Origin of the sequence: Kribbella sp. NPDC050459 (genome assembly GCF_040655315.1) — a bacterium.
In the GTDB taxonomy this organism is placed as follows: domain Bacteria; phylum Actinomycetota; class Actinomycetes; order Propionibacteriales; family Kribbellaceae; genus Kribbella.
The window spans coordinates 954,245-973,268 of sequence record NZ_JBFAJQ010000002.1 but is presented as its reverse complement, the minus strand read 5'-3'; the positions used below and the strand labels follow the sequence as shown (position 1 = coordinate 973,268).

Annotated in this window: 20 protein-coding genes; 12 read left to right on the top strand and 8 right to left on the bottom strand. The window is 70.3% G+C overall.

Going from position 1 to position 19,024, the window contains the following annotated elements; all coding sequences use genetic code 11:
* The first annotated feature begins 26 nt into the window (after nt 1–26).
* Genes AB0I12_RS10725 through AB0I12_RS10715 form a run of 3 tightly spaced genes read left to right on the top strand, consistent with a single transcriptional unit; the run spans nt 27 to nt 2,495 of the window.
* Nucleotides 27–890, top strand: a complete 864-nt coding sequence (locus AB0I12_RS10725) for an NAD(P)H-binding protein (RefSeq protein ID WP_359927540.1) — start codon at nt 27–29, stop codon at nt 888–890.
* The gene (locus tag AB0I12_RS10720; protein WP_359927537.1) at nt 871–1,434 is read left to right on the top strand and encodes a DinB family protein; all 564 of its coding nucleotides are present in this window, start codon (nt 871–873) and stop codon (nt 1,432–1,434) included. The genes AB0I12_RS10725 and AB0I12_RS10720 overlap by 20 nt, the downstream gene beginning before the upstream one ends.
* 32 nt (nt 1,435–1,466) lie before the next feature.
* Complete coding sequence (locus tag AB0I12_RS10715) at nt 1,467–2,495, top strand: Rv2578c family radical SAM protein (RefSeq protein ID WP_359927536.1); 1,029 nt, start codon at nt 1,467–1,469, stop codon at nt 2,493–2,495.
* 12 nt (nt 2,496–2,507) lie between these two features.
* Here the strand turns inward: AB0I12_RS10715 and map are convergent, their stop codons facing one another.
* Complete coding sequence (gene map, locus AB0I12_RS10710; protein ID WP_359927534.1) at nt 2,508–3,275, bottom strand: type I methionyl aminopeptidase; 768 nt, start codon at nt 3,273–3,275, stop codon at nt 2,508–2,510.
* Nucleotides 3,276–3,380: 105 nt separating this feature from the next.
* On the opposite strand from map, the gene AB0I12_RS10705 reads away from it, so the two are divergent.
* Nucleotides 3,381–4,526, top strand: coding sequence for a CapA family protein (locus tag AB0I12_RS10705; RefSeq protein WP_359927531.1), 1,146 nt, complete (start codon nt 3,381–3,383; stop codon nt 4,524–4,526).
* Between the two features lie 61 nt (nt 4,527–4,587).
* Nucleotides 4,588–5,130: an rRNA adenine N(6)-methyltransferase family protein gene (locus AB0I12_RS10700; RefSeq protein WP_359927528.1), complete on the top strand. Its 543-nt coding sequence runs from the start codon at nt 4,588–4,590 to the stop codon at nt 5,128–5,130.
* Between the two features lie 65 nt (nt 5,131–5,195).
* Here AB0I12_RS10700 and AB0I12_RS10695 read toward each other — a convergent pair whose 3' ends face one another.
* Nucleotides 5,196–6,932, bottom strand: coding sequence for an ABC transporter ATP-binding protein (locus AB0I12_RS10695; RefSeq protein WP_359927525.1), 1,737 nt, complete (start codon nt 6,930–6,932; stop codon nt 5,196–5,198).
* A complete protein-coding gene (locus tag AB0I12_RS10690) occupies nt 6,929–8,656 on the bottom strand; it encodes an ABC transporter ATP-binding protein (RefSeq protein WP_359927522.1) in 1,728 nt (575 codons plus the stop codon). Before AB0I12_RS10690 ends, AB0I12_RS10695 begins: the two co-directional genes overlap by 4 nt.
* A gap of 169 nt (nt 8,657–8,825) precedes the next feature.
* Here AB0I12_RS10690 and AB0I12_RS10685 point away from each other — a divergent pair, with 169 nt between their 5' ends.
* Entirely contained in the window at nt 8,826–9,791 is a 966-nt protein-coding gene (locus tag AB0I12_RS10685) for a glycerophosphodiester phosphodiesterase (protein ID WP_359927519.1), read from the top strand.
* Here the strand turns inward: AB0I12_RS10685 and AB0I12_RS10680 are convergent.
* Together AB0I12_RS10680 and AB0I12_RS10675 are read right to left on the bottom strand one after the other, a co-directional pair.
* Nucleotides 9,788–11,047 carry a M48 family metallopeptidase gene (locus AB0I12_RS10680; protein ID WP_359927516.1) on the bottom strand — a complete coding sequence of 420 codons (1,260 nt, stop codon included), beginning with the start codon at nt 11,045–11,047 and terminating at the stop codon, nt 9,788–9,790. The genes AB0I12_RS10685 and AB0I12_RS10680 overlap by 4 nt on opposite strands.
* Nucleotides 11,048–11,142: 95 nt before the next feature.
* Nucleotides 11,143–11,478: a PspC domain-containing protein gene (locus AB0I12_RS10675; RefSeq protein ID WP_355699568.1), complete on the bottom strand. Its 336-nt coding sequence runs from the start codon at nt 11,476–11,478 to the stop codon at nt 11,143–11,145.
* Nucleotides 11,479–11,607: 129 nt separating this feature from the next.
* On the opposite strand from AB0I12_RS10675, the gene AB0I12_RS10670 reads away from it, so the two are divergent.
* Genes AB0I12_RS10670 through AB0I12_RS10660 form a run of 3 tightly spaced genes read left to right on the top strand, consistent with a single transcriptional unit; the run spans nt 11,608 to nt 13,325 of the window.
* On the top strand, nt 11,608–12,099 hold the full coding sequence (locus AB0I12_RS10670) for a SigE family RNA polymerase sigma factor (protein WP_359927513.1): 492 nt from the start codon (nt 11,608–11,610) through the stop codon (nt 12,097–12,099).
* Nucleotides 12,096–12,953, top strand: coding sequence for a PASTA domain-containing protein (locus tag AB0I12_RS10665; protein ID WP_359927511.1), 858 nt, complete (start codon nt 12,096–12,098; stop codon nt 12,951–12,953). Before AB0I12_RS10670 ends, AB0I12_RS10665 begins: the two co-directional genes overlap by 4 nt.
* Before the next feature lie 36 nt (nt 12,954–12,989).
* Nucleotides 12,990–13,325 (top strand): MmcQ/YjbR family DNA-binding protein, encoded by a 336-nt coding sequence (locus AB0I12_RS10660; RefSeq protein WP_359927508.1) that lies wholly within the window; start codon nt 12,990–12,992, stop codon nt 13,323–13,325.
* Here AB0I12_RS10660 and AB0I12_RS10655 read toward each other — a convergent pair.
* Complete coding sequence (locus tag AB0I12_RS10655) at nt 13,306–13,869, bottom strand: GNAT family N-acetyltransferase (protein ID WP_359927506.1); 564 nt, start codon at nt 13,867–13,869, stop codon at nt 13,306–13,308. The genes AB0I12_RS10660 and AB0I12_RS10655 overlap by 20 nt on opposite strands.
* Before the next feature lie 235 nt (nt 13,870–14,104).
* Between AB0I12_RS10655 and groL the strand changes: the two genes are divergently transcribed.
* Nucleotides 14,105–15,730 carry a chaperonin GroEL gene (gene groL / locus AB0I12_RS10650; RefSeq protein WP_355699573.1) on the top strand — a complete coding sequence of 542 codons (1,626 nt, stop codon included), beginning with the start codon at nt 14,105–14,107 and terminating at the stop codon, nt 15,728–15,730.
* 188 nt (nt 15,731–15,918) lie between these two features.
* Here groL and AB0I12_RS10645 read toward each other — a convergent pair whose 3' ends face one another.
* Complete coding sequence (locus AB0I12_RS10645) at nt 15,919–16,866, bottom strand: glycoside hydrolase family 6 protein (protein ID WP_359927503.1); 948 nt, start codon at nt 16,864–16,866, stop codon at nt 15,919–15,921.
* A 55-nt stretch (nt 16,867–16,921) separates the two neighbouring features.
* Complete coding sequence (locus AB0I12_RS10640; RefSeq protein ID WP_359927501.1) at nt 16,922–17,332, bottom strand: ribonuclease; 411 nt, start codon at nt 17,330–17,332, stop codon at nt 16,922–16,924.
* Between the two features lie 215 nt (nt 17,333–17,547).
* Here AB0I12_RS10640 and AB0I12_RS10635 point away from each other — a divergent pair, with 215 nt between their 5' ends.
* The gene (locus AB0I12_RS10635) at nt 17,548–18,480 is read left to right on the top strand and encodes a GNAT family N-acetyltransferase (protein WP_359927500.1); all 933 of its coding nucleotides are present in this window, start codon (nt 17,548–17,550) and stop codon (nt 18,478–18,480) included.
* 110 nt (nt 18,481–18,590) lie between these two features.
* A complete protein-coding gene (locus tag AB0I12_RS10630; protein WP_359927497.1) occupies nt 18,591–19,022 on the top strand; it encodes a hypothetical protein in 432 nt (143 codons plus the stop codon).
* The last annotated feature ends 2 nt before the right edge of the window (nt 19,023–19,024 follow it).

Sequence of the window (19,024 nt, the reverse complement as noted above, 5' to 3'; positions counted from 1 at the left end):
GAGAATTCGAGTGAGGGGAGATCCGGATGACCATCCTGGTGACGGGTGCGACCGCGAGTGTGGGGCGCCTGCTGGTCGACGAACTGGTCGCGGCCGGTGCGCCGGTGCGGGCGCTGACCAACCAGCCGGCCCGGGCCGCGTTGCCGCCGGAGGTGGAGGTCACGCGCGGGTATCTCGGCAAGCCCGAGACGCTGCCCGCGGCGCTCGCAGGCATCGACACCGTGTACCTGGCGCCGCTTCCGGCGTACGTCGACGACTTCGTCCGCTGCGCGCGCGACGCCGGCGTGCGGCGGGTCGTCGTACTGTCGGGGGAGCCCGCGGACTACGAGGCGCAGGGGGATCCGTCGACGTGGCACTACTACCGGATCGAGCGGGCGATCGAGGCAGCCGGCTTCGACTGGACGTTCCTGCGGCCCGGGCAGTTCATGAACAACACGCTCGACTGGGCTCCGTCGATCAAGGCCGAGTCCATCGTGCGCGCGCCGTACGCCGGCGCCGTGCAGACGCCGATCGACCTCGCCGACATCGCGGCGGTGGCGCGGGTGGTGCTGCTGTCCTCGGCGTACGACGGGCAGAAGATCACGATGAGCGGGCCTGAGGGGCTCACGCCGCCGGAGCAGGTCGCCGCGGTCGCGGAGGCGATCGGACGGGAGGTGCGGTTCGAGGAGCTCACGCCGCAGGAGTACCTGGACGGCCTGGCGCCGGTGATCGGGCTCGAGACGGCGCAGTGGCTGCTGGACGGATTCCGGATGATGGCCGAGCACCCGATGAAGCCGGAGCCGGCCGTGGTCGAGCTGACCGGGCGGCCGGGGACGACGTACCGGGAGTGGGCGTTCTCGAACGTCGGCGCCTTCCGGCATGATCGCGGGCGTGAAGGAAACTCTGCATGACTACCTCCGTAATGCCCGCGAGGCGATCGTCTGGAAGCTCGACGGTCTCGGCGAGTACGACATCCGCCGGCCGCTGACGCCGACCGGCACGAACCTCCTCGGCCTGGTCAAGCACCTGACGATCGTCGAGGCCTGGTACTTCGGCAAGAGCTTCGACCGGCCGTTCCCCGAAGAGCTGGCCTGGTGGGACGACGACGCCGAGCCGAACGTCGAGATGTGGGCCACGGCCGACGAGACGCGCGCCGGGATCGTCGACCGCTACCGGCGCGCGTGCGCGCACGCCGACGCGACGATCGAAGCGCTCGACCTGTCGGCGGTCGGGCAGGTCCCGTGGTGGCGCAAGTCCTCGGTCACGCTGCACGGGATGCTCGTCCACGTCCTCGCCGAAACCTGCCGGCACGCGGGCCACGCCGACATCATCCGCGAACAGGTGGACGGCGCCGCCGGCCTGCGCTCGGACAACTCGAACCTCCCCGAGCAGGACGCCGCGTGGTGGGAGGCCTACCGGGCGAAGGTCGAGGAGGCCGCACGGGCTGCCGTTTGACGTCCATGGGAACATGTGTTCGACTATGAGGCATGAGGTGGGCGGGACAGCAGATCGACGCCGAGACCCCGGGGACGTTGCCCGGGCTCGGGTCGATCGCCGGGCTGGTCCGGTCGGTGACGACGCCCGAGTTCCAGGGCGTCACGTTCCATGAGGTGCTCGCCCGCTCGGCGTTGAACTCGGTGCCCGGATCGGCGCTGCCGTTCAACTGGACCGTGAATCCGTACCGCGGGTGCACCCACGCCTGCCGGTACTGCTTCGCCCGGCCGACGCACACGTACCTCGAGCTCGACACCGGCCGCGACTTCGACCAGCAGATCGTCGTGAAGACGAACGTGGCCGACGTCCTGCGCCGCGAGCTCGCTCGCCCGTCCTGGCGGCACGAGCGGGTTGCCCTGGGCACCAACACGGACCCGTACCAGCGCGCCGAGGGCCGCTACCGCCTGATGCCCGGCATCATCGACGCGCTCGCGTCCTCCGGCACGCCGTTCTCGATCCTCACGAAGGGCACGCTGCTCCGCCGCGATCTCGGTCTCCTGTCGGCGGCTTCGGCCGACGTCTCCGTCGGTATCGGCATCTCGCTCGCGCTCGGCGACGAGGAACTGCGCCGGCGTCTGGAGCCCGGCGTGCCGTCGGTCCGCGGCCGCCTCGACCTCATCCGCGCCCTGCGCGCCGCCGGCCTCCCGTGCGGCGTGATGGTCGCGCCCGTCCTTCCCTGGCTGACCGACTCGACCGACCAGTTGGACCATCTCCTGGAGGAGCTGTCCGCCGCCGGCGCCACCGGCGTCACCCCGCTCGTCCTGCACCTACGCCCCGGCGTCAAGGACTGGTTCATGCAATGGCTGGCGCACGACCACCCCAACCTGGTCAGCCGCTACGAATCCCTGTACGGCCACGGCTCCTACGCCTCACCGAGCTACCGCAAAGCCTTCGAGGAGAAGGTCCGCCCCCTGCTCGCCAAACACGGCTTCGCCGGCCCCTCGTCCCACCGTTCCGAACCGATCCGAGGCATGCACGCAACCCGGGCCGCCGGCGCGCCCTCGCAGCAACGCCTGTTCTGACCGCGGAGCCGGCTACGGGAGGGTGAGGATCTGAGGGCCTTCGGGCGTGATGGCCACGGTGTGCTCGGCGTGCGCGCCCCGGGTGCCGTCGCTGGAGCGGAGGGTCCAGCCGTCGTCGTCGATGGTGTAGGCGGACCCGGGGCCCGCCCAGAACCAGGGCTCGATCGCGAAGACGTGGCCGGCGTGGAGTTTGAGGCCGCGGCCGGGGCGCCCGCCGTTGGGGATGTGCGGGTCCTCGTGCATGCGCCGGCCGACGCCGTGGCCGCCGAAGTCCAGGTTGGTGCCGACGCCGGCGTCCTTCCCGACCCGCCCGATGGCGGCGCCGATGTCGCCGATCCGGTGGCCCGCGACGGCGGCGGCGATTCCGGCCGCCAGCGCCTCCTCGGTCGTCGCGATCAGCTCCAGGTCCTCGGGGCGCGGGGTGCCGACGCAGAAGCTGATCGCCGAGTCCGCGCACCACCCGTCGACCGAGGCGCCGCAGTCCACGTTCAGCAGGTCGCCGTCGGCGAGCCGCAGGTCGGACGGCAGCCCGTGCAGGACGGCGTCGTTCACCGACGTACAGATCACGCCGCTGAACGGCGACGCCGCGAAACCGGGCTGGTACCCGTCGAACAGCGACACCGCGCCGGCGGCCCGCAGTACGTCGCGCGCCACCTCGTCGAGCTCGCGCAAGGACACCCCGACCGCGGCCTCCTTCTTCACCGTCGCGAGCGCGGTGCCGACGACCCGCCCGGCGACGCGCATCTGCTCGATCTGCGCCGGTGTCTTCAACTCGACCATGGTTCCTCCGGGATAGTTATACCGGCAGTCCTACCACAACGCGCTCTCAACCAATCCGCCCCGCACAGCGTCTTAGACAACAACAGCAGAGTTCGGGGGCGGGGGATGGCGGTACGACGACGCGCGGTGCTCGGTGGAGTACTCGCCGGCGCCGCGGCGGTGGCGACGAGCGGTTGTATCGCGGACACGTTCGCGAGCACGCCCGCCGGTGGCCCCACGCCGGCACCGAAGCCGAAGCCGAAGCCGGGCAAGCAGCCGGAGCGGCTGACCGTGGTCGCGACCGGCGACGTCCTGCTGCACGAGCGGCTGTGGACCACCGCGAAACGTGACGGCAAGGACGGCCGCTGGGACTTCGCACCGTTGATGAGCAGCGTGAAACCCCTGGTACAGAAGGCGGATCTCGCCATCGCGCACCTGGAGACACCGCTCGCCCGCGCGGGCGGTCCGTACCACGGGTACCCGCTCTTCCAGGGCCCGCCGCAGATCGCCGCGGCGCTCAAGCAGACCGGGTACGACCTGTGTACGACCGCGAGCAACCACAGCTTCGACGGCGGCGCGGATGGTGTCGACCGGACGCTCGACACGTTGGACAAGGTCGGCCTCAAGCACGCCGGCACGGCACGCTCGCGGGCAGAGGCCGAGCAGATCACGATCGTCGACGTCCACGGCGTGAAGGTCGCTTCACTGAGTTTCACCTTCGGTTTCAACGGTCTGCCGTACCCGAACGGCCAGACCTGGCGGGCCGGCACGATCAGCGCGAAGACGATCAAGCTGAAGGCGCAAGAAGCCCGGAACCGCGGCGCCGACCTCGTGCTGGTCAGCTGCCACTGGGGTACGGAGTACTCGAGCAAGCTCAACGACCAGCAGCGCGAGATCGCCCCGCAGCTGCTTGCCGACAGCAACATCGATCTGGTGATCGGCCACCACGCGCACGTCGTGCAGCCGATGGAGGAGATCGACGGCAAGTGGGTCGCGTACGGGCTCGGCAATCTGGTCGCCGCGCATCGCGAACCCAGCAGCACCAAGGCCGAAGGGCTGCTGGCCCGCTTCACGTTCACCCGCAACGGCGACCGCTGGGCGACCGAGGCCGAGTATGCGCCGCTGCTGATGACGGACGACCTGCCGGTCCGCGTCCTCGACGTACGCCGGGAGCTCGCGAAGGACACCGGCCGGCGCAGCCGTCTCGAGCTGGCGCAGCGGCGGACGACGGACACTGTCACGGCACTGGGCGCGACGCCGAAAATGCTTTGAGTCATGGCGTTGCGGCGGTCTAGGGTCGGTCGCATGATTACGTACTTCGTGATGGTCCGTCGTGCCCGCCTCCGGGCAGGCGCGGGGTGCCTGGGGATGGCATCCGCTCGATAGTCGTTGGGCCCAACGGGTCGTGGACGCGGCCGGGATCGTTCCCGGCGAGCTCGTCCTCGACGTCGGGGCCGGCCTCGGTGCGCTGACCGCGCCGTTGGTCCGGGCCGGCGCCCGGGTGGTCGCCGTCGAACTCCATCCCGGCCGGGCCGATCGGTTGCGCCGGCGGTTCGCCGACGCGCCGGTGACGGTCGTCCGGGCCGATGCCGGTGACCTGCGGTTGCCGTCGCGGCCGTTCCGGGTGGTGTCGAGTCCGCCGTACAACATCTCCACGCTGTTGCTGAAGCGCTTGCTGTCGCCGGGCTCCCGCCTGGTGTCGGCCGATCTGGTGCTGCAGCGGCAGGTGGCGAATCGGTGGGTTGGCGGTGACGCGCCCGGGGCGAACCGCTGGTTCCGCCACTACGACCCGTCGATCGGGCTTCGCCTTCCCCGCAAGGCTTTCACCCCACCGCCGCATGTCGATTCAGCAGTGTTGATACTGCGCAAACGCTAGAACCTGAGACCAGCAATTGTGGGCTGGGACCTGCTATTTCAGGTCCCAGCCCACCCGTTCAGGTCTCAGCCGTGCCAGGAGTTCCAGAGGGCGGCGTACGAGCCTTGGCGGGCGACCAGCTCGTCGTGGCTGCCCAGCTCCGAGATGCGGCCGTCCTCCACCACGGCGACGCGGTCGGCGTCGTGCGCGGTGTAGAGCCGGTGGGCGATCGCGATGACCGTCCGGCCTTCCAGTACGGCGGCCAGCGAGCGCTCCATGTGCCGCGCGGCCCGCGGGTCGATCAGCGAGGTCGCCTCGTCGAGGACCAGGGTGTGCGGGTCCGCCAGCACCAGCCGCGCCAGCGCCAACTGCTGCGCCTGCGCCGGGGTCAACGCCAGCTGACCCGATCCGACCCGGGTGTCGAGACCGTCCGGCAGCGCCTCGGCCCACTCCCGCGCGTCCACTGCACCGAGCGCGTCGAGCAGCTCTACGTCGGTCGCCGAGGGACGCGCCATCGACAGGTTGTCCCGCAGCGTGCCGACGAAGACGTGATGCTCCTGCGTGACCAGTGCGACCTGCTTGCGCAGCGCGTCCAGCGGCAGCTCGGTCATCCCCACGCCGCCGACCGTCACCGAACCCGTCCGGGGCGGATGGATGCCCGCGACCAGCCGGCCCAGCGTCGACTTGCCCGCGCCGGAGGGTCCGACCATGGCGATCCGCTCACCCGGCTGGATCGTCAGGTCGACGCCGTGCAGCACGTCGCGACCGTCGACGTACGAGAACCGCACGTCGCGGGCCTCGACCAGCTCACCGGCCGGTGCCTGCCCCGACGGCGTCCGGTCGTCCGGCACGTCGCTGATGCCGAGCAGCCGGGCGAACGCCGCGCCGCCGGACTGGAGCTCGTCCAGCCAGGACAGCAGCCGGTCGACCGGGTCGATCAGCTGGTTCACGTACAGCACGGCGGCCGTCACGGCGCCGAGTGACGCGTGGCCGTTGAGGTGCATCCAGCCGCCGAACAGCAGCGTGCCGACGACCGGCACGAGGTACCCGAGCTCGGCGGCCGGGAAGTACACGGTGCGGAGGAACAGCGTGTAGCGCTCCGCCAGATAGCTGCCGCGGATGTCCGCGTCGCCACGCCGCACGCGGTCGTCGTACCGCCGGAGGGCCTCGACGGTGCGCGCGCCTTCGACCGTCTCGGCGAGCGAGCTGGTCATCTGCGCGTACGCCGCGTTCTCCCGCAGGTAGCCGTCCTTGGCGCGCCGCAGGTACCATTTCGTGCTCAGCCAGAGCAGCGGGACCATCGCGACCAGCGGCACCAGCACCCACACGCCGACCAGCGCCGTCGCGACCACGGTGAACACCACGGTCACGAACGCGATGATCGTCTCCGGTACGGCGAACCGCACGGTGCGCGACAGTGTGTCGACGTCCCGCGAGGTCCGCGACAACAGGTCGCCGGTGCCGGCCCGCTCGACGGTGCCGATCGGGAGCGCCAGCGCGTTGTCGACGAACTCCTCCCGCAGCTCGGCCAGCACCTGCTCGCCCAGCGCGAACGACCGGTACCGCGCCCAGCGGGTCAGCAGCGACTGCGCGACGATGAAACCGGCGATCACGACGATCACCAGATTGACCTTCGCGGCGGTGGTGCCGTTCTGAACGTCCTCCACCAGGTCGCCGATCAGCCGCGGCGCGGCCAGACCCGTGACCGCTGCCACCCCGTGCAACCCGAGCGCGATCAGCAGGCCGCGCGGGTGCCGGCGGGCCAGCCGCCGGGCATGCCGCCGGATCTCGGCCGACCCGGCCACGGGCAGGATCTGTCTCATCGCAGGGCCTCCTCTGCTTCGGCCTCGGTCTCACGGGTGACGGTCCGGCGGTACTGCGGGGTGGTCTCGAGCAGCTCACGGTGCTTGCCGGTAGCAACCACTCGGCCGGTGGCGACGAAGATCACCTCGTCGACGCGGTCCAGCAGCAGCGGGCTCGCGGTCAGCACCACGGTGCTGCGACCGGACCGGTGCTCGTGCAGCCGGTCCGCGATCCGTGCCTCGGTGTGCGCGTCCACGGCCGAGGTCGGCTCGACCAGCACCAGCACGGACGGGTCGGCGAGCAGGGCGCGCACCAGCACCAGCCGCTGACGCTGTCCACCCGAGAACGAGCGGCCCTTCTCCTCCACCTCGGAGTCGAAGCCGTCCGGCAGCGCGACCAGCACGTCCTCCGCAGACGCCGTACGCATCGCGGCCATCAGCTCGTCGTCAGTGCACCGGCCGGACGGGTCCAGCTCCGTGCGCAGCTGTCCGGTGAACAGTTGGGAGCCTGTGTCGCTGACCAGGATCCGCTCGCGGATGTCGGCACGTGTGGCGCTCGCCAGCGTCACCCCGCCGTACCTGACCTCGCTGGCGTCGTCATACCGACCTAGGCGGTCGGCGAGCTCGCCGTAGCTGTCGGGCTCCGCGCTGACGACCGCGGTCAGCAGACCGTCGCGCGCGCGGATACCCGAGACCGGATCGACCAGGTCGCCGTGCTCCGGCAGCCGCACCGACGTCTCCGGCTCAGTGATCTCGGTCTCCAGCTTCAGCACGCGGATCACCCGGCCCGCGGCGACCAGCCCGCGCATCAGCTGGTTGGCGAACTCGGTCGCCGTCCGCAACGGCAGCACCAGGAACGTCGCATAGCCGTAGAACGCGACCAGTGAGCCCGCGCTGAGCTCTCCGCGCAGCGCGAAGTGTGCACCCAGGCCGACCACCAGAACGACGAAGACGCCCGGCAGCAGCACCTGCGCCGCGTCCAGCACGGACTGGATGCCGGCCACGCGCACGCCTGCCTGCCGGACCTGCTGCGACTCGCTGCGGTACCGCCGGGAGAAGGACTCCTCACCGCCGATGCCGCGCAGCACCCGCAGCCCCGCCACGATGTCGGAGCCGAGCGAGTTCAGCTCGCCGACCGCCTCCCGCTGCGCGGACTGCCGCTTGTGCAGCGGCCGCAGCATCGGGCCGAGGCAGAACAGCATGATCGGCACGCCGATCAGCACCACCAGGCCGAGCACGGTCGACGACGACAGCAGGATCGCCGCGACCACGACGAACGCGACGATCGCGCCCGCGAACCGGGCCGAGATCTCCATCAGGTTGCCGATGTAGGACAGGTCGCCCGCGCCGATGCTGACCACCTCGCCGGTGGCCAGCTGCTTGGGCAGCGTGGCGCCGAGGTCCGCCGACTTCCGCGTCACCACCTGGACCGTCCGGTACGCCGCGGTCAGCCAGTTGGTGACCGCGAACCGGTGCCGCATGATGCCCGCCGTCGCCTGCACCACGCCGACCGCGAACAGCAGCGCGGTCCAGCGCAGCAGCCGCTCGCCGTCCTGGGCCGCGATGCCCTCGTCGATCGCCCGCCCGAGGATCGCCGGGATGAACGCCTGCGCCGCCATCCACAGGATGCCGAACGCCATCCCGCCGGCGAGCGTGCGCGCCTGACCGCCCGCCACCCACCACAGATAGCGGGCCGGCGAGCGATGGTTCGGGACGCCGGGATCGGCGAGTGGAAGTTGTCTCATGGCCCACTCAGGCTAGGTGTCGCCACGGACACTCCGCATGCGAATTACTCGCACCTGTGGACCCCGCCCGCGGCCGGCCGGTGTGCTGCGTGGTGACGGTCGGTAGACCTTCACCTTGCGTTGGGCAACGGGTTCCCGTCGGGCCATGTCGGGCCCCTGTCCTGGATCCATGTTGGTGATCGCGCATCGGGGAGCCAGTGGCTACCGCCCGGAACACACGTCGGGGGCCTATCGGCTGGCGGCGGTCCAGGGAGCCGACTACCTGGAGCCGGATCTGGTCGCCACGCTCGACGGCGTCCTGGTCTGCCGGCACGAGAACGAGATCTCCGGTACGACGGACGTCGCGGAGCACCCGGTGTTCGCGGACCGGAAGATCACCAAGATCGTCGACGGGACCGCGGTCACCGGCTGGTTCGTCGAGGACTTCACGTACGCCGAGCTGCGGACGCTGCGGGCCCGGGAGCGGATGCCCGCGCTCCGGGCGAACAACACGGCCTACGACGGGCTCGAGGAGATCCCCACCTTCGACGACGTGGTCGCGCTGGCGCGCCGGGAGTCGGCACGGCTCAGCCGGCCGATCGGGGTGATCCCGGAGATCAAGCACCCGGCGTACTTCCGGCGGCTCGGCCTCCCCCTGGAGGAGCTGCTCACCGAGCGGATCCTGGCGCTCGGGCTGCGCCCCGACGAGGTCATGATCCAGTCGTTCGAGCCGACGAGCCTGCGGCGGCTGTCGGTGATGACACGCGTCCCGCTGGTGCAGCTGATCGACTCCGAGAGCGCACCGAACGACTTCCTGCGGATCGGCGACGGCCGCACGTACGCCGACCTGATCGAGCCCCGCGGACTCCGGGAGATCGCGACGTACGCCCAGGTGCTCGCGCCGTACAAGGACCTCGTCCTGCCCCGCACAGCCGACGGCTGCCTCGGCGAACCCACCCGCCTGGTCGACCACGCCCACCGCGCCGGCCTGGCTATCCAGGTCTGGACCTTCCGCGCCGAACGCCGCTTCCTCCCCACCGCCACCGACTTCCCCACCGAACTGACCCGCTTCGCGGCTCTCGGCCTGCAGGGCGTCTTCACCGACCACCCCGACCAGGCAGTCGCGGCCCTCAGCCGGCCCGCGCTGAACGTCTAGAGACTGGCCCGCAGGTCGGCCAGGGCCTTCGTCGCAGCGGGCTGGAGCTCGTGGTCGATGGCGCGGCTGCGGTCGATGCCCAGCACGACGCGGGCCGTGGTCGCGGGCCGGGTGCGAATGAGCTTGGTGCGGAGGTACGTCGGCGGATGCGTCGCGTCGGTCCGTACCTCGCGGAGGCGACTGATCCGCAGGTGGCGTTGGATCTCCCGTGCCGGGGTCTCGGTCACCTCGCGGCGGACAGCCTCCAACGGATCGATTCCGGCCGGGAAGCGGAGCGCGCGCTCCATCGCGCGGTACGACACATCGGCGAGGAGCAGCCGTTCCAGTGCGTGGGCAGCGGCCTCCGAACCGGCGATCTCGCCGGATTTGCGATCCGCCAGGTACTCCGCTCGCTGGCCGCTTCGCAGGGCCAGCCGCTCCAGCAGCCAGGCGACCCCGCGCACAAGCGGGCCAAGGGTCGCGTTGACCATCCGGGTGAAGAACGTGGCACCCGTCGGGTCGTCGTAGCCGAGCTCTCGCCGGACCCAGTCGCCATGGTGCTCGGAGAAGGTCGCCTCCAGTTCCTGCAGAACGGACCAAGCAGCGTTGACCAGCCAGCTGCTCCTGCCGTCGCCGTGCCCGCCATGGCCGAGCTCATGCGCCAGGACCGCGATCCGCTCCTGGGGTCGTAGATCCGCCCACAGCGGCAGCCCGATGCCGACGACCGGCCGGAAGCGCCAGCCGATCTGCTGGTACCAGACGTTCGCCTGTGTGCTGACGACGACGGTCGCGACCCTTCTGGTGCCGATGGCGTCGGCCAGCTCGTCGAGTACGGCGTACAAGGTGGGGGCCTGGTCACGTGGCACCAGTTGCACGTCCTCAGGCAGTCGCCCGGCGCGTGGCCGGAAGAGAAACGCGGCCGCGAAGGCAACCAGCGCCAGCATCCCGCTGAGCCAGAGCGGCCGATAGAAGACGAGCAGGGCGATGCCGGCCAGCAGGGCGATCAGCGGGAGCAGGAGGATCACCGCGGACAGTACGTGTGCACTGATCCGGGCCGCGTCCCAGCCGGGGCGGTGGATGCTCCCGGTCTCCAGTTCGCGGTACAGCGACTCGGCGAGGCGGTGCTCCAGCCGGAGTCGCCAGGCCGGCGTGTAGTCCTCTTCAGAGGTCGGGTCGACGTTCCAGTCGCACCTGTCACACCAGGTGACGTAGCGACGGTCGACTCGGATCTGGTGCCCACACTCGGGGCAGTTGGAGACCTCTTCGGTGCGCTGCACGACCGAAGTGTGACAGCGCGGCGGCGGGGTGGCGAGTTGTCGTCACCCCGCCGCTCGGGCCGGGGGTGCTGCGCCGTGGTGAGGCGCAGTGGCGATCACGCCGCCGGGGGCTTGTTGTTGGTGTCGTCGTAGATGCGGGAGGCGATGTCCTGCTCGGTGGTGTCCTGGTTCTGGTTGACCGAGTGCTGGACGTTCTGCCAGACCGCCTTGCCGTCGGACTCGGGCATCACGATCCAGGCGACCGCGTAGCCGATCATCGCGGCGCCGCCGGTGATCAGGGTGAGGCCGACCCAGCCGAGGCGGACCAGGGTCACGTCGACGTTCAGGTACTCGGCGATGCCGCCGGACACGCCGGAGAGCATCCGCTGGTTCGCGGAACGACGGAGGACCTTGCCGGAGAGGTTCTGGAACGGTGCGTTGGAGTTCGTCATGGCTCCACTGTCCCGTTTCGGCGCCCCGCTCCACATCCGGATCGGTACCGACCGGTCCCTGATCCGACCCCGACGACTTTCGTGGAACCCTCGTGACACCCCAGCCTGTCTCTAAGGGTGAGGAGGGACATGGACGAGTTCACCGAGTACGTCACTGCCCGCTGGCCCAGCCTGGTGCGGTCCGCGGTTCTGCTCGGCTGTACGCCGCCTGAGGCCGAGGACCTGGTCCAGGCCGCGCTGGAGCGCTGTCTGCTCAAGTGGAACCGGGTGCGGGTCGCGGAGGACCGGGACGCGTACGTGCACCGCGTACTGGTCAACTGCTTCCGCTCGTCCCGCCGGCGCCGCTGGCACGGGGAGCTGCCCTCGGCGTCCCTCCCGGAGTCGCCGGGGAGCGATCAGACGGCCGGTGTCGACGACACGGACGCCGTGATGCGCGCACTCGGCCGCCTTCCCGGCGACCAGCGCACAGCCGTCGTACTGCGGTACTACGCGCACCTCAGCGAGCAACAGATGGCGTCTGTGCTGGGCGTCGCCGCCGGCACCGTCAAGAGCCGACTGTCCCGCGCGGTGAAGGCCCTGGCGCAGGACCCACATCTGGCAGAACTGCGAGAACCCCGATGACCGACCTGACCGACCTCCTGGAACGCACCGCCGCGCAGACACCGGTAGGCGAACCCCCACTGGATGCGCTGTACGCCGGAGCAACCCGCCGTCGACGCCGCCGCACGGTGGGACTCGCGGCGCTCACCGCGGTAGCTGTCGGCGCTGTGATCGCCGGCTCGAACCTGCTGACCTCAGCCACACCGAACGCGCCTGTGACCTCGCCAACCCCCGCTCCGACGACGGCAGCTCCGGTGCCGCCTGCGATGCGGCTGGTTGCGTTCGGTCATGCGGCCATCGCCGTACCGGCCGCCTGGCCGACCAACAAGAGCAGGTGCGGCACCCCGCAACAGGACACCGTCCAGATCGACGACCCCACCGCAGCACAGTTCTGCCAGAGCCACCGCCCGAAGGGTGTGGAGAGCGTGCAGCTGACCGGCGCGCCGCCGTCCCTCGACTACCACGCCGACGAGGCGATCGTCATCGACGGCGTACAGGCCCAGCGTCAGCGCACGAGCTGCCGCGACGGCTGGCAAGGCACCAGGGTGTGCACCGGCGCGGTGGGTATCCCGTCGCTCAAGGTCTGGTTCTACGCCGAGTCGTCCACGAGCGCCGCGGAGGTCGACCGGATCCTGGACCGGATCCAGATCCTGCGGGACCGGTCCGGTGTCCCGAGCTACTCGTCACTCGGTGGCCCGCCTTTCAACCCCATCGCGAAGAACTACGGGCCGCTGTTGCTGGCCGCGGAACTCAAGGCCCTGTACAAGTGGGTGACGGCGCCTGGCTACCCGTCCGGCACGATCCTCGGCGTCTCGCCGGCGGTCGGGACGCTGCTGCCGGTCGGAACTACGGTGACGGTGACGATCGCAAGATGAGCAGAACTGTCGGTGCCGGCGCCTAGCGTCAGGGGTATGGACGCGCAGGCGGTGGTGAAGGTGATGGCGGGGCTGCCGGGTGCCGAGGAGCAGGAGGGGTGGGCCGGGCAGCCGGTCTTCAAGGTGCGCAACAAGAGCTTCGCGTACCTGTCCGAGGACCAGACCCGGATGCACCTGAAGGCGCTCCGCGAGGAGCAGGAGGCGCTCGTCGCCGAGAACCCGGAGGTCTACGAGGCTTCCTGGGAGGGCGGCCGGTTCGCCTGGATCCTGATCCAGCTGGACCTCGCCGACGAGGAAGAGCTGGCCGAGCTCATCACGGAGGCCTACCGCCTCACGGCCCCGAAGTACCTGGTCACCCAGCTGGACGCCTGACCAGGACCCACTGCGGGCTGGTGCGGCTGACCTCGGTGAAGCCGGCGTCGAGGTAGACGGACAGCGGGCCGCGGTACAGGTCCGCGGACGGGATGCGGCCGGCAGTCGTGGTGTCGACGGCACACGCCTCGACGCTCGGGGCGCCGTACGAGCGGGCCAGGTCGAGGGCGCCGCGGGCCAGTTCGCCCGCTACGCCCTTGCGGCGGTGGCCGACCGGTACGACGAAGCACGTGATCACCCAGGCGTCCAGGTGGTCCGTGCGCCAGTTGGGCGAGGCGACCACCCGCGGGTACGACGTACGCGGCCCGACGGCGCACCAGCCGACCGGAGCGTCCCCGTCGTACGCCACGACACCCGGTGGTAACTCGCCGTCACGGATCTGCGTGTGGAGGCCCTCCCGGTTGTCCGCGGGGCTGCTGCCGGACCACGCCTTGCCGCGGAGGCGGAAGTACTGGCAGAAGCAGCGGGAGGGGTCGCCGCGCTCGCCCATCACCGTCGCGACGTCGGGCCAGGAGTCCGGGCCGGCCGGGCGTACGTTCACCATGGGCTCACCGTAGCCGGGAGCTGGCTTGCACTCGCTTGGGGCGAGTGCTAATACTTGGTTAGCACTCCATGGGTGAGAGTGATAAGAGCTCGCGCCCGGCGGAGTGTGCAAGAAGACGGCCTCGATGAGGTGCCGGAGTTGCGGCGGGACATGAGCGTCGCGGTGCCGGTGCCGTCCGTCGCGGGCATCGAGCCGGCTGGACCACAAAGACTCGACGCGGGAGGACTCGCGGAGAATGCCCAAGCTGATTTCGTTCGATGAAGAGGCGCGCCGCGGCCTCGAGCGGGGAATGAACACCCTCGCCGACGCGGTCAAGGTGACGCTCGGCCCGAAGGGCCGCAACGTCGTGCTGGAGAAGAAGTGGGGCGCACCCACGATCACCAACGACGGCGTCTCCATCGCCAAGGAGATCGAGCTCGAGGACCCGTACGAGAAGATCGGGGCCGAGCTCGTCAAGGAAGTTGCCAAGAAGACCGACGACGTCGCGGGTGACGGTACGACGACCGCCACCGTGCTGGCCCAGGCTCTCGTCCGCGAGGGGCTGCGCAACGTCGCCGCCGGCGCCAACCCGATGGGCCTGAAGAAGGGCATCGAGAAGGCGACCGAGGCCGTCAGCGAGCAGCTGCTGTCGCTGGCCAAGGACGTCGAGACCCGGGAGCAGATCGCCTCGACCGCGTCGATCTCCGCCGCGGACACCCAGGTCGGCCAGATCATCGCCGAGGCGATGGACAAGGTCGGCAAGGAAGGCGTCATCACCGTCGAGGAGAGCAACACCTTCGGCCTCGAGCTCGAGCTCACCGAGGGTATGCGCTTCGACAAGGGCTACATCTCGCCGTACTTCGTGACCGACACCGACCGGATGGAGGCCGTCCTCGACGACCCGTACATCCTGGTCGTGAACAGCAAGATCGGCAGCATCAAGGACCTGGTCCCGGTGCTGGAGAAGGTCATGCAGACCGGCAAGCCGCTGGCGATCATCGCCGAGGACGTCGAGGGCGAGGCCCTGGCCACCCTGGTCGTCAACAAGATCAAGGGCACCTTCAAGGCCGTCGCCGTCAAGGCGCCGGGCTTCGGTGACCGCCGCAAGGCCATGCTCGTCGACATCGCCGTCCTCACCGGCGGCGAGGTGATCTCCGAGGAGGTCGGCCTCAAGCTCGACACCGTCGACCTGGAGCTGCTCGGCCAGGCCCGCAAGATCGTCGTCACCAAGGACGAGACGACCATCGTCGAGGGCTCGGGCGACGCCGACCAGATCACCGGCCGGGTCAACCAGATCCGCGCCGAGATCGAGAAGTCGGACTCCGACTACGACCGCGAGAAGCTGCAGGAGCGGCTGGCCAAGCTGGCCGGCGGCGTTGCGGTGATCAAGGTCGGCGCGGCCACCGAGGTCGAGCTGAAGGAGCGCAAGCACCGCATCGAGGACGCCGTTCGCAACGCGAAGGCGGCCGTCGAGGAGGGCATCGTCGCCGGTGGCGGCGTGGCGCTGCTGCAGGCGTCCGTGGTCGCGTTCGAGAAGCTGGAGCTCGAGGGTGACGAGGCGACCGGCGCGGAGATCGTGCGCAAGGCCGTCGAGGCGCCGCTGAAGCAGATCGCCGTGAACGCCGGCCTCGAGGGCGGCGTCGTGGTGGAGAAGGTCCGCAACCTCGAGCCGGGTCACGGTCTGAACGCCGCGACCGGTGAGTACGTCGACCTGATCGCCACCGGCATCATCGACCCGGCCAAGGTGACCCGGTCCGCGCTGCAGAACGCGGCGTCGATCGCGGCCCTGTTCCTCACCACCGAGGCCGTCATCGCCGACAAGCCGGAGAAGGCCGCGGCCGCTCCGGGCGGCGCGCCCGACATGGGCGGCATGGACTTCTGATCCAGTAGTCCAGCACCACCAGCACCACCAAAGGGTCCCGGGCCAACGCCCGGGACCCTTTGCGTTGTGCCGAGTCGTGGCGTTCGGCTCCTCCCCGGAACGCCGAGTCGTGGACTTCGGCTGGCCTCGTCAGCCGATTTCCACGACTCGGCGATCGGCTCGAGGACCATTCGCCACGACTCGGTGGATCAGGTGCCCGTGAGGAGCTGGTGGGCCAGGACGGGGGAGAAGGTTCTGGTGGGGAGGTCCGGGGTGAGGCCGCAGGGGCCGTCGGATTCGCCGGGGGTGCGGAGCCAGAGGTGGAGGTCCGCGGGGGCGGCGGTGCGGGCCGGGGGTGTGCCGAGTTTGCGGGACGGCGGGTTGCAGGAGCTGCCGTCGGAGCCGTTGCCGTTGCGGCTGGTGTCGACGACGTAGTGCGTGCCGCCGCCGAGCGCCTGCAGGATCTCGTTGCCACGGGCTACCGACTGGTCGGTGGTGAAGTAGTTCGCGGTGTTCAGGGCGTACCCGCGGATCTTGCCGACATCCGCGAGCCGCAGCCGGCGGGCCATCTCCTTCGCCTCGCCGGACGTCACGTTCCCGGCGTCGAGGTACGTCCAGGTGTTCGGGTTCTTCGCCGCGAAGACCCCGACGGCGTACTTCAGCAGGGCGATCCGCCCGTCCCACTCCGCCGGCGGGTAGCAGTCGAGTCGCGCCAGCGCGTCCGGTTCGAGCACCACCACCGCGGGCCGTGCCCCGACTCCGGCCGACACGGCCGCGATCCACGTCCGGTACGCCGCCTCCGACGCGGCCCCGCCGCCGATCCCGCACTGGCGCCCCGGCAGGTTGTCCGTCACCAGCACCGGCAGTTTCCCGGCCTGGTCCGCGGCCGTCGTGTACGCCGTGACGCCCGCCTTCACGTCGCCGCTCCACGCGCCGACCCATCGCGCCGATGCCTGCGCGGCGATCTTCGACGCGAGCTCGGTGTCCTCCGGGTGCCGCCGTACGTAGGCCGCCGCCGACGAGGCCGGGTCGACGTAGAACCCGGTGGTCAGCTTCAACGGATCACCGGTCGCTTCGGCCCGCCCGGACTCGGGCGGACCGAAGGCGAGCAGGGCGGCGGTCAGCAACAGCGCGGTCGTGAAACGCAGAGTCGGCATCGGTGAAGGACCCTCCTGATCACTCAACGTGCCGACGACATTACTCGCAGACAGCTCAACTGTTCTCGTCGACCTCGCAGAACGAGGAGTAGTGGTCGGCGGTGTAGTAGACGTGCTCAGGCGTGGTCTTGGTGCCGCCGCCGACCAGCCGGCGGGCGCCGCGGTCGGGGGAGCCGGGAGTGATCACGGTGTACTCGTGGTAGTAGCCGCTCGACTCCGACGGCAGGATGCCCTCCCGGTTCGAGAAGACGGTGCCGTCCTGGTCGTACGGGAACGGTCCGCCGGAGTGGATCAGGTCGAGGGTGTCCGAGGCCTCGGGCGGCAACGAACTCAAAGCACAGGTGTCGATCGCGGCCGGCGAGCTCACGACGGACACGGCAGCAGTGGTGGGGGTTGGGGCGGCGTAGGCCGTGGAGCCTAAGGCAACGGTGGTTGCCAGGGTCACGGCGGCGATGAGGGTTCTCATGCCCGGAGGCTTCCCGTGCGCAGCGGCGTCGGTACATCCCAGCTGTGAATAACAGGTGGACTATGACCCCGTCGTACCTCTAGAGTCTGGCGCGGCGAGAGAGATCCCGGAGTGGAAGGAGCGACCGATGAACACACTGACTTGTTTCCCGGCGCGCCCGATCCACTCGCACAGCTCGCACTGAGCGGAGCAGCGCGCCTCCTGCTGGAGGATCTGTGACCATCCGCACCACTGTCGAGGCCGACCTCGACACCATCCTTGCTCTGATCGAGCAGCAGTCCGTCAACACCGTCACCCTCGACCGCTACCGCGAATACGTTGCCGCGGGCTACTACAAGCACGACTGGAACTGGGTCGTCGAGGAGAACGGCACGATCCAGGCCCTGGCGATCTGGTGGGGCCTCCCGGGCGAGACTCACCCGTACAGCATCGACGGCCTCTACTACGCCGGCGACAGCGACCCGGTCCCGGTGTGGACCGAGCTGCTGAAGAACGCCGTCGCGTCCCGCCCGGCCGATGCCGAGCCGCCCGAGTACCACTTCTTCCTGGACGGCGACTGGCAGGACCAGCCGGACGTCGTCGCGGCGCTGGAGACGCGGGCCCGCGCGGCCGCGGCGGTCGGCATGAGCACCGTCACCGACCGGCTGCGGTACGAGTGGAAGCCGGCGTACGGCCTGCCGGAGCGCTCCACCCGGCTCACGTTCGGGCCGGCCGACGACGAGGCGTTCGTCGACGTGTTCGTGCGCGTCAGCCAGGGCAGCCTGGACGCCGCGACCGCGCGGGAGATCGCGCGGCTGGGTGCCGAGGGCGCGGCCCGGGAAGAGGTCGCGATGTACAAGTCGATGCCGGGCGACCGGGACCTGTGGCGGCTGGCGTTCGACGGCGACGGTGACCTGGTCGGCTTCGCGCTGCCGACGGCGAACGCGGGCGGGCCGGTCGTCGGGTACCTCGGCGTCGTGCCCGAGCATCGCGGCAAGGGGCTGAGCGACGACCTGCTGGCCGAGATCACGCACCTGCTCGCGGAGACCGGCGCCGAGCAGATCCGGGCCGACACGGACTTCGGCAACATCCCGATGGCGAAGAGCTTCGAACGCCAGGGATACCGGAACTTCGCGGTCCGCCGCGTGCTGTCGTTCCCGGAGAACTAGGCTCTGTCTGTCACGAGGTACTGACGCGCCACGCCCGGATCCCTATGCTCCTGACATGTCAGAGAGCTCCGGGGGAGCCGATGCGTGACATCGCGTTGATCCTGCATGTCATGGCGGGGGTTGTTGCCGTCCTGTTCGGCCCGTTGGCGATCGTGTTCACACTGCGCCGCCGCGGGCTGAACTGGGCCGGCGAGGTCTATCACTGGGCGATCGCGCTGGTCTGCCTGACCGCGCTGGTGATGGTGCCGTACGACTGGGCGCGGCTCTGGTACTTCTGGCCGATCACGATCGCGTCGTACCTGTTCGTGTACGTCGGCCAGCGCGCGGCCGAGGCGCCCGGCGGACTCTGGTACCGCGGCGTGCTGCGCGGGTACGGCGGCGGCTGGGTCGCACTGTGGACGGCGATCGCGGTGGTCTCGCTGCCGCACCAGTGGTGGGCGTGGCTGATCCCGATCGTGATCGGCTCGCCCGTGATCGAGTGGCTGTGCTTCAACCCGGCGCCGGGCTGGACCCAGCAGGCCCAGCCCCGCGCCACCAGGTAGGG

Coding starts and splice junctions, on each gene's coding strand:
- AB0I12_RS10645 (WP_359927503.1), bottom strand. CDS start 16,866: ATGCCGACTCTGCGTTTCACGACCGCGCTGTTGCTGACCGCCGCCCTG.
- AB0I12_RS10690 (WP_359927522.1), bottom strand. CDS start 8,656: ATGAGACAACTTCCACTCGCCGATCCCGGCGTCCCGAACCATCGCTCG.
- AB0I12_RS10675 (WP_355699568.1), bottom strand. CDS start 11,478: ATGACGAACTCCAACGCACCGTTCCAGAACCTCTCCGGCAAGGTCCTC.
- AB0I12_RS10630 (WP_359927497.1), top strand. CDS start 18,591: ATGGCGGGGGTTGTTGCCGTCCTGTTCGGCCCGTTGGCGATCGTGTTC.
- AB0I12_RS10715 (WP_359927536.1), top strand. CDS start 1,467: ATGAGGTGGGCGGGACAGCAGATCGACGCCGAGACCCCGGGGACGTTG.
- AB0I12_RS10665 (WP_359927511.1), top strand. CDS start 12,096: ATGACCGACCTGACCGACCTCCTGGAACGCACCGCCGCGCAGACACCG.
- AB0I12_RS10655 (WP_359927506.1), bottom strand. CDS start 13,869: ATGGTGAACGTACGCCCGGCCGGCCCGGACTCCTGGCCCGACGTCGCG.
- AB0I12_RS10660 (WP_359927508.1), top strand. CDS start 12,990: ATGGACGCGCAGGCGGTGGTGAAGGTGATGGCGGGGCTGCCGGGTGCC.
- AB0I12_RS10705 (WP_359927531.1), top strand. CDS start 3,381: ATGGCGGTACGACGACGCGCGGTGCTCGGTGGAGTACTCGCCGGCGCC.
- AB0I12_RS10685 (WP_359927519.1), top strand. CDS start 8,826: ATGTTGGTGATCGCGCATCGGGGAGCCAGTGGCTACCGCCCGGAACAC.
- AB0I12_RS10725 (WP_359927540.1), top strand. CDS start 27: ATGACCATCCTGGTGACGGGTGCGACCGCGAGTGTGGGGCGCCTGCTG.
- AB0I12_RS10670 (WP_359927513.1), top strand. CDS start 11,608: ATGGACGAGTTCACCGAGTACGTCACTGCCCGCTGGCCCAGCCTGGTG.
- AB0I12_RS10695 (WP_359927525.1), bottom strand. CDS start 6,932: ATGAGACAGATCCTGCCCGTGGCCGGGTCGGCCGAGATCCGGCGGCAT.
- groL (WP_355699573.1), top strand. CDS start 14,105: ATGCCCAAGCTGATTTCGTTCGATGAAGAGGCGCGCCGCGGCCTCGAG.
- AB0I12_RS10640 (WP_359927501.1), bottom strand. CDS start 17,332: ATGAGAACCCTCATCGCCGCCGTGACCCTGGCAACCACCGTTGCCTTA.
- map (WP_359927534.1), bottom strand. CDS start 3,275: ATGGTCGAGTTGAAGACACCGGCGCAGATCGAGCAGATGCGCGTCGCC.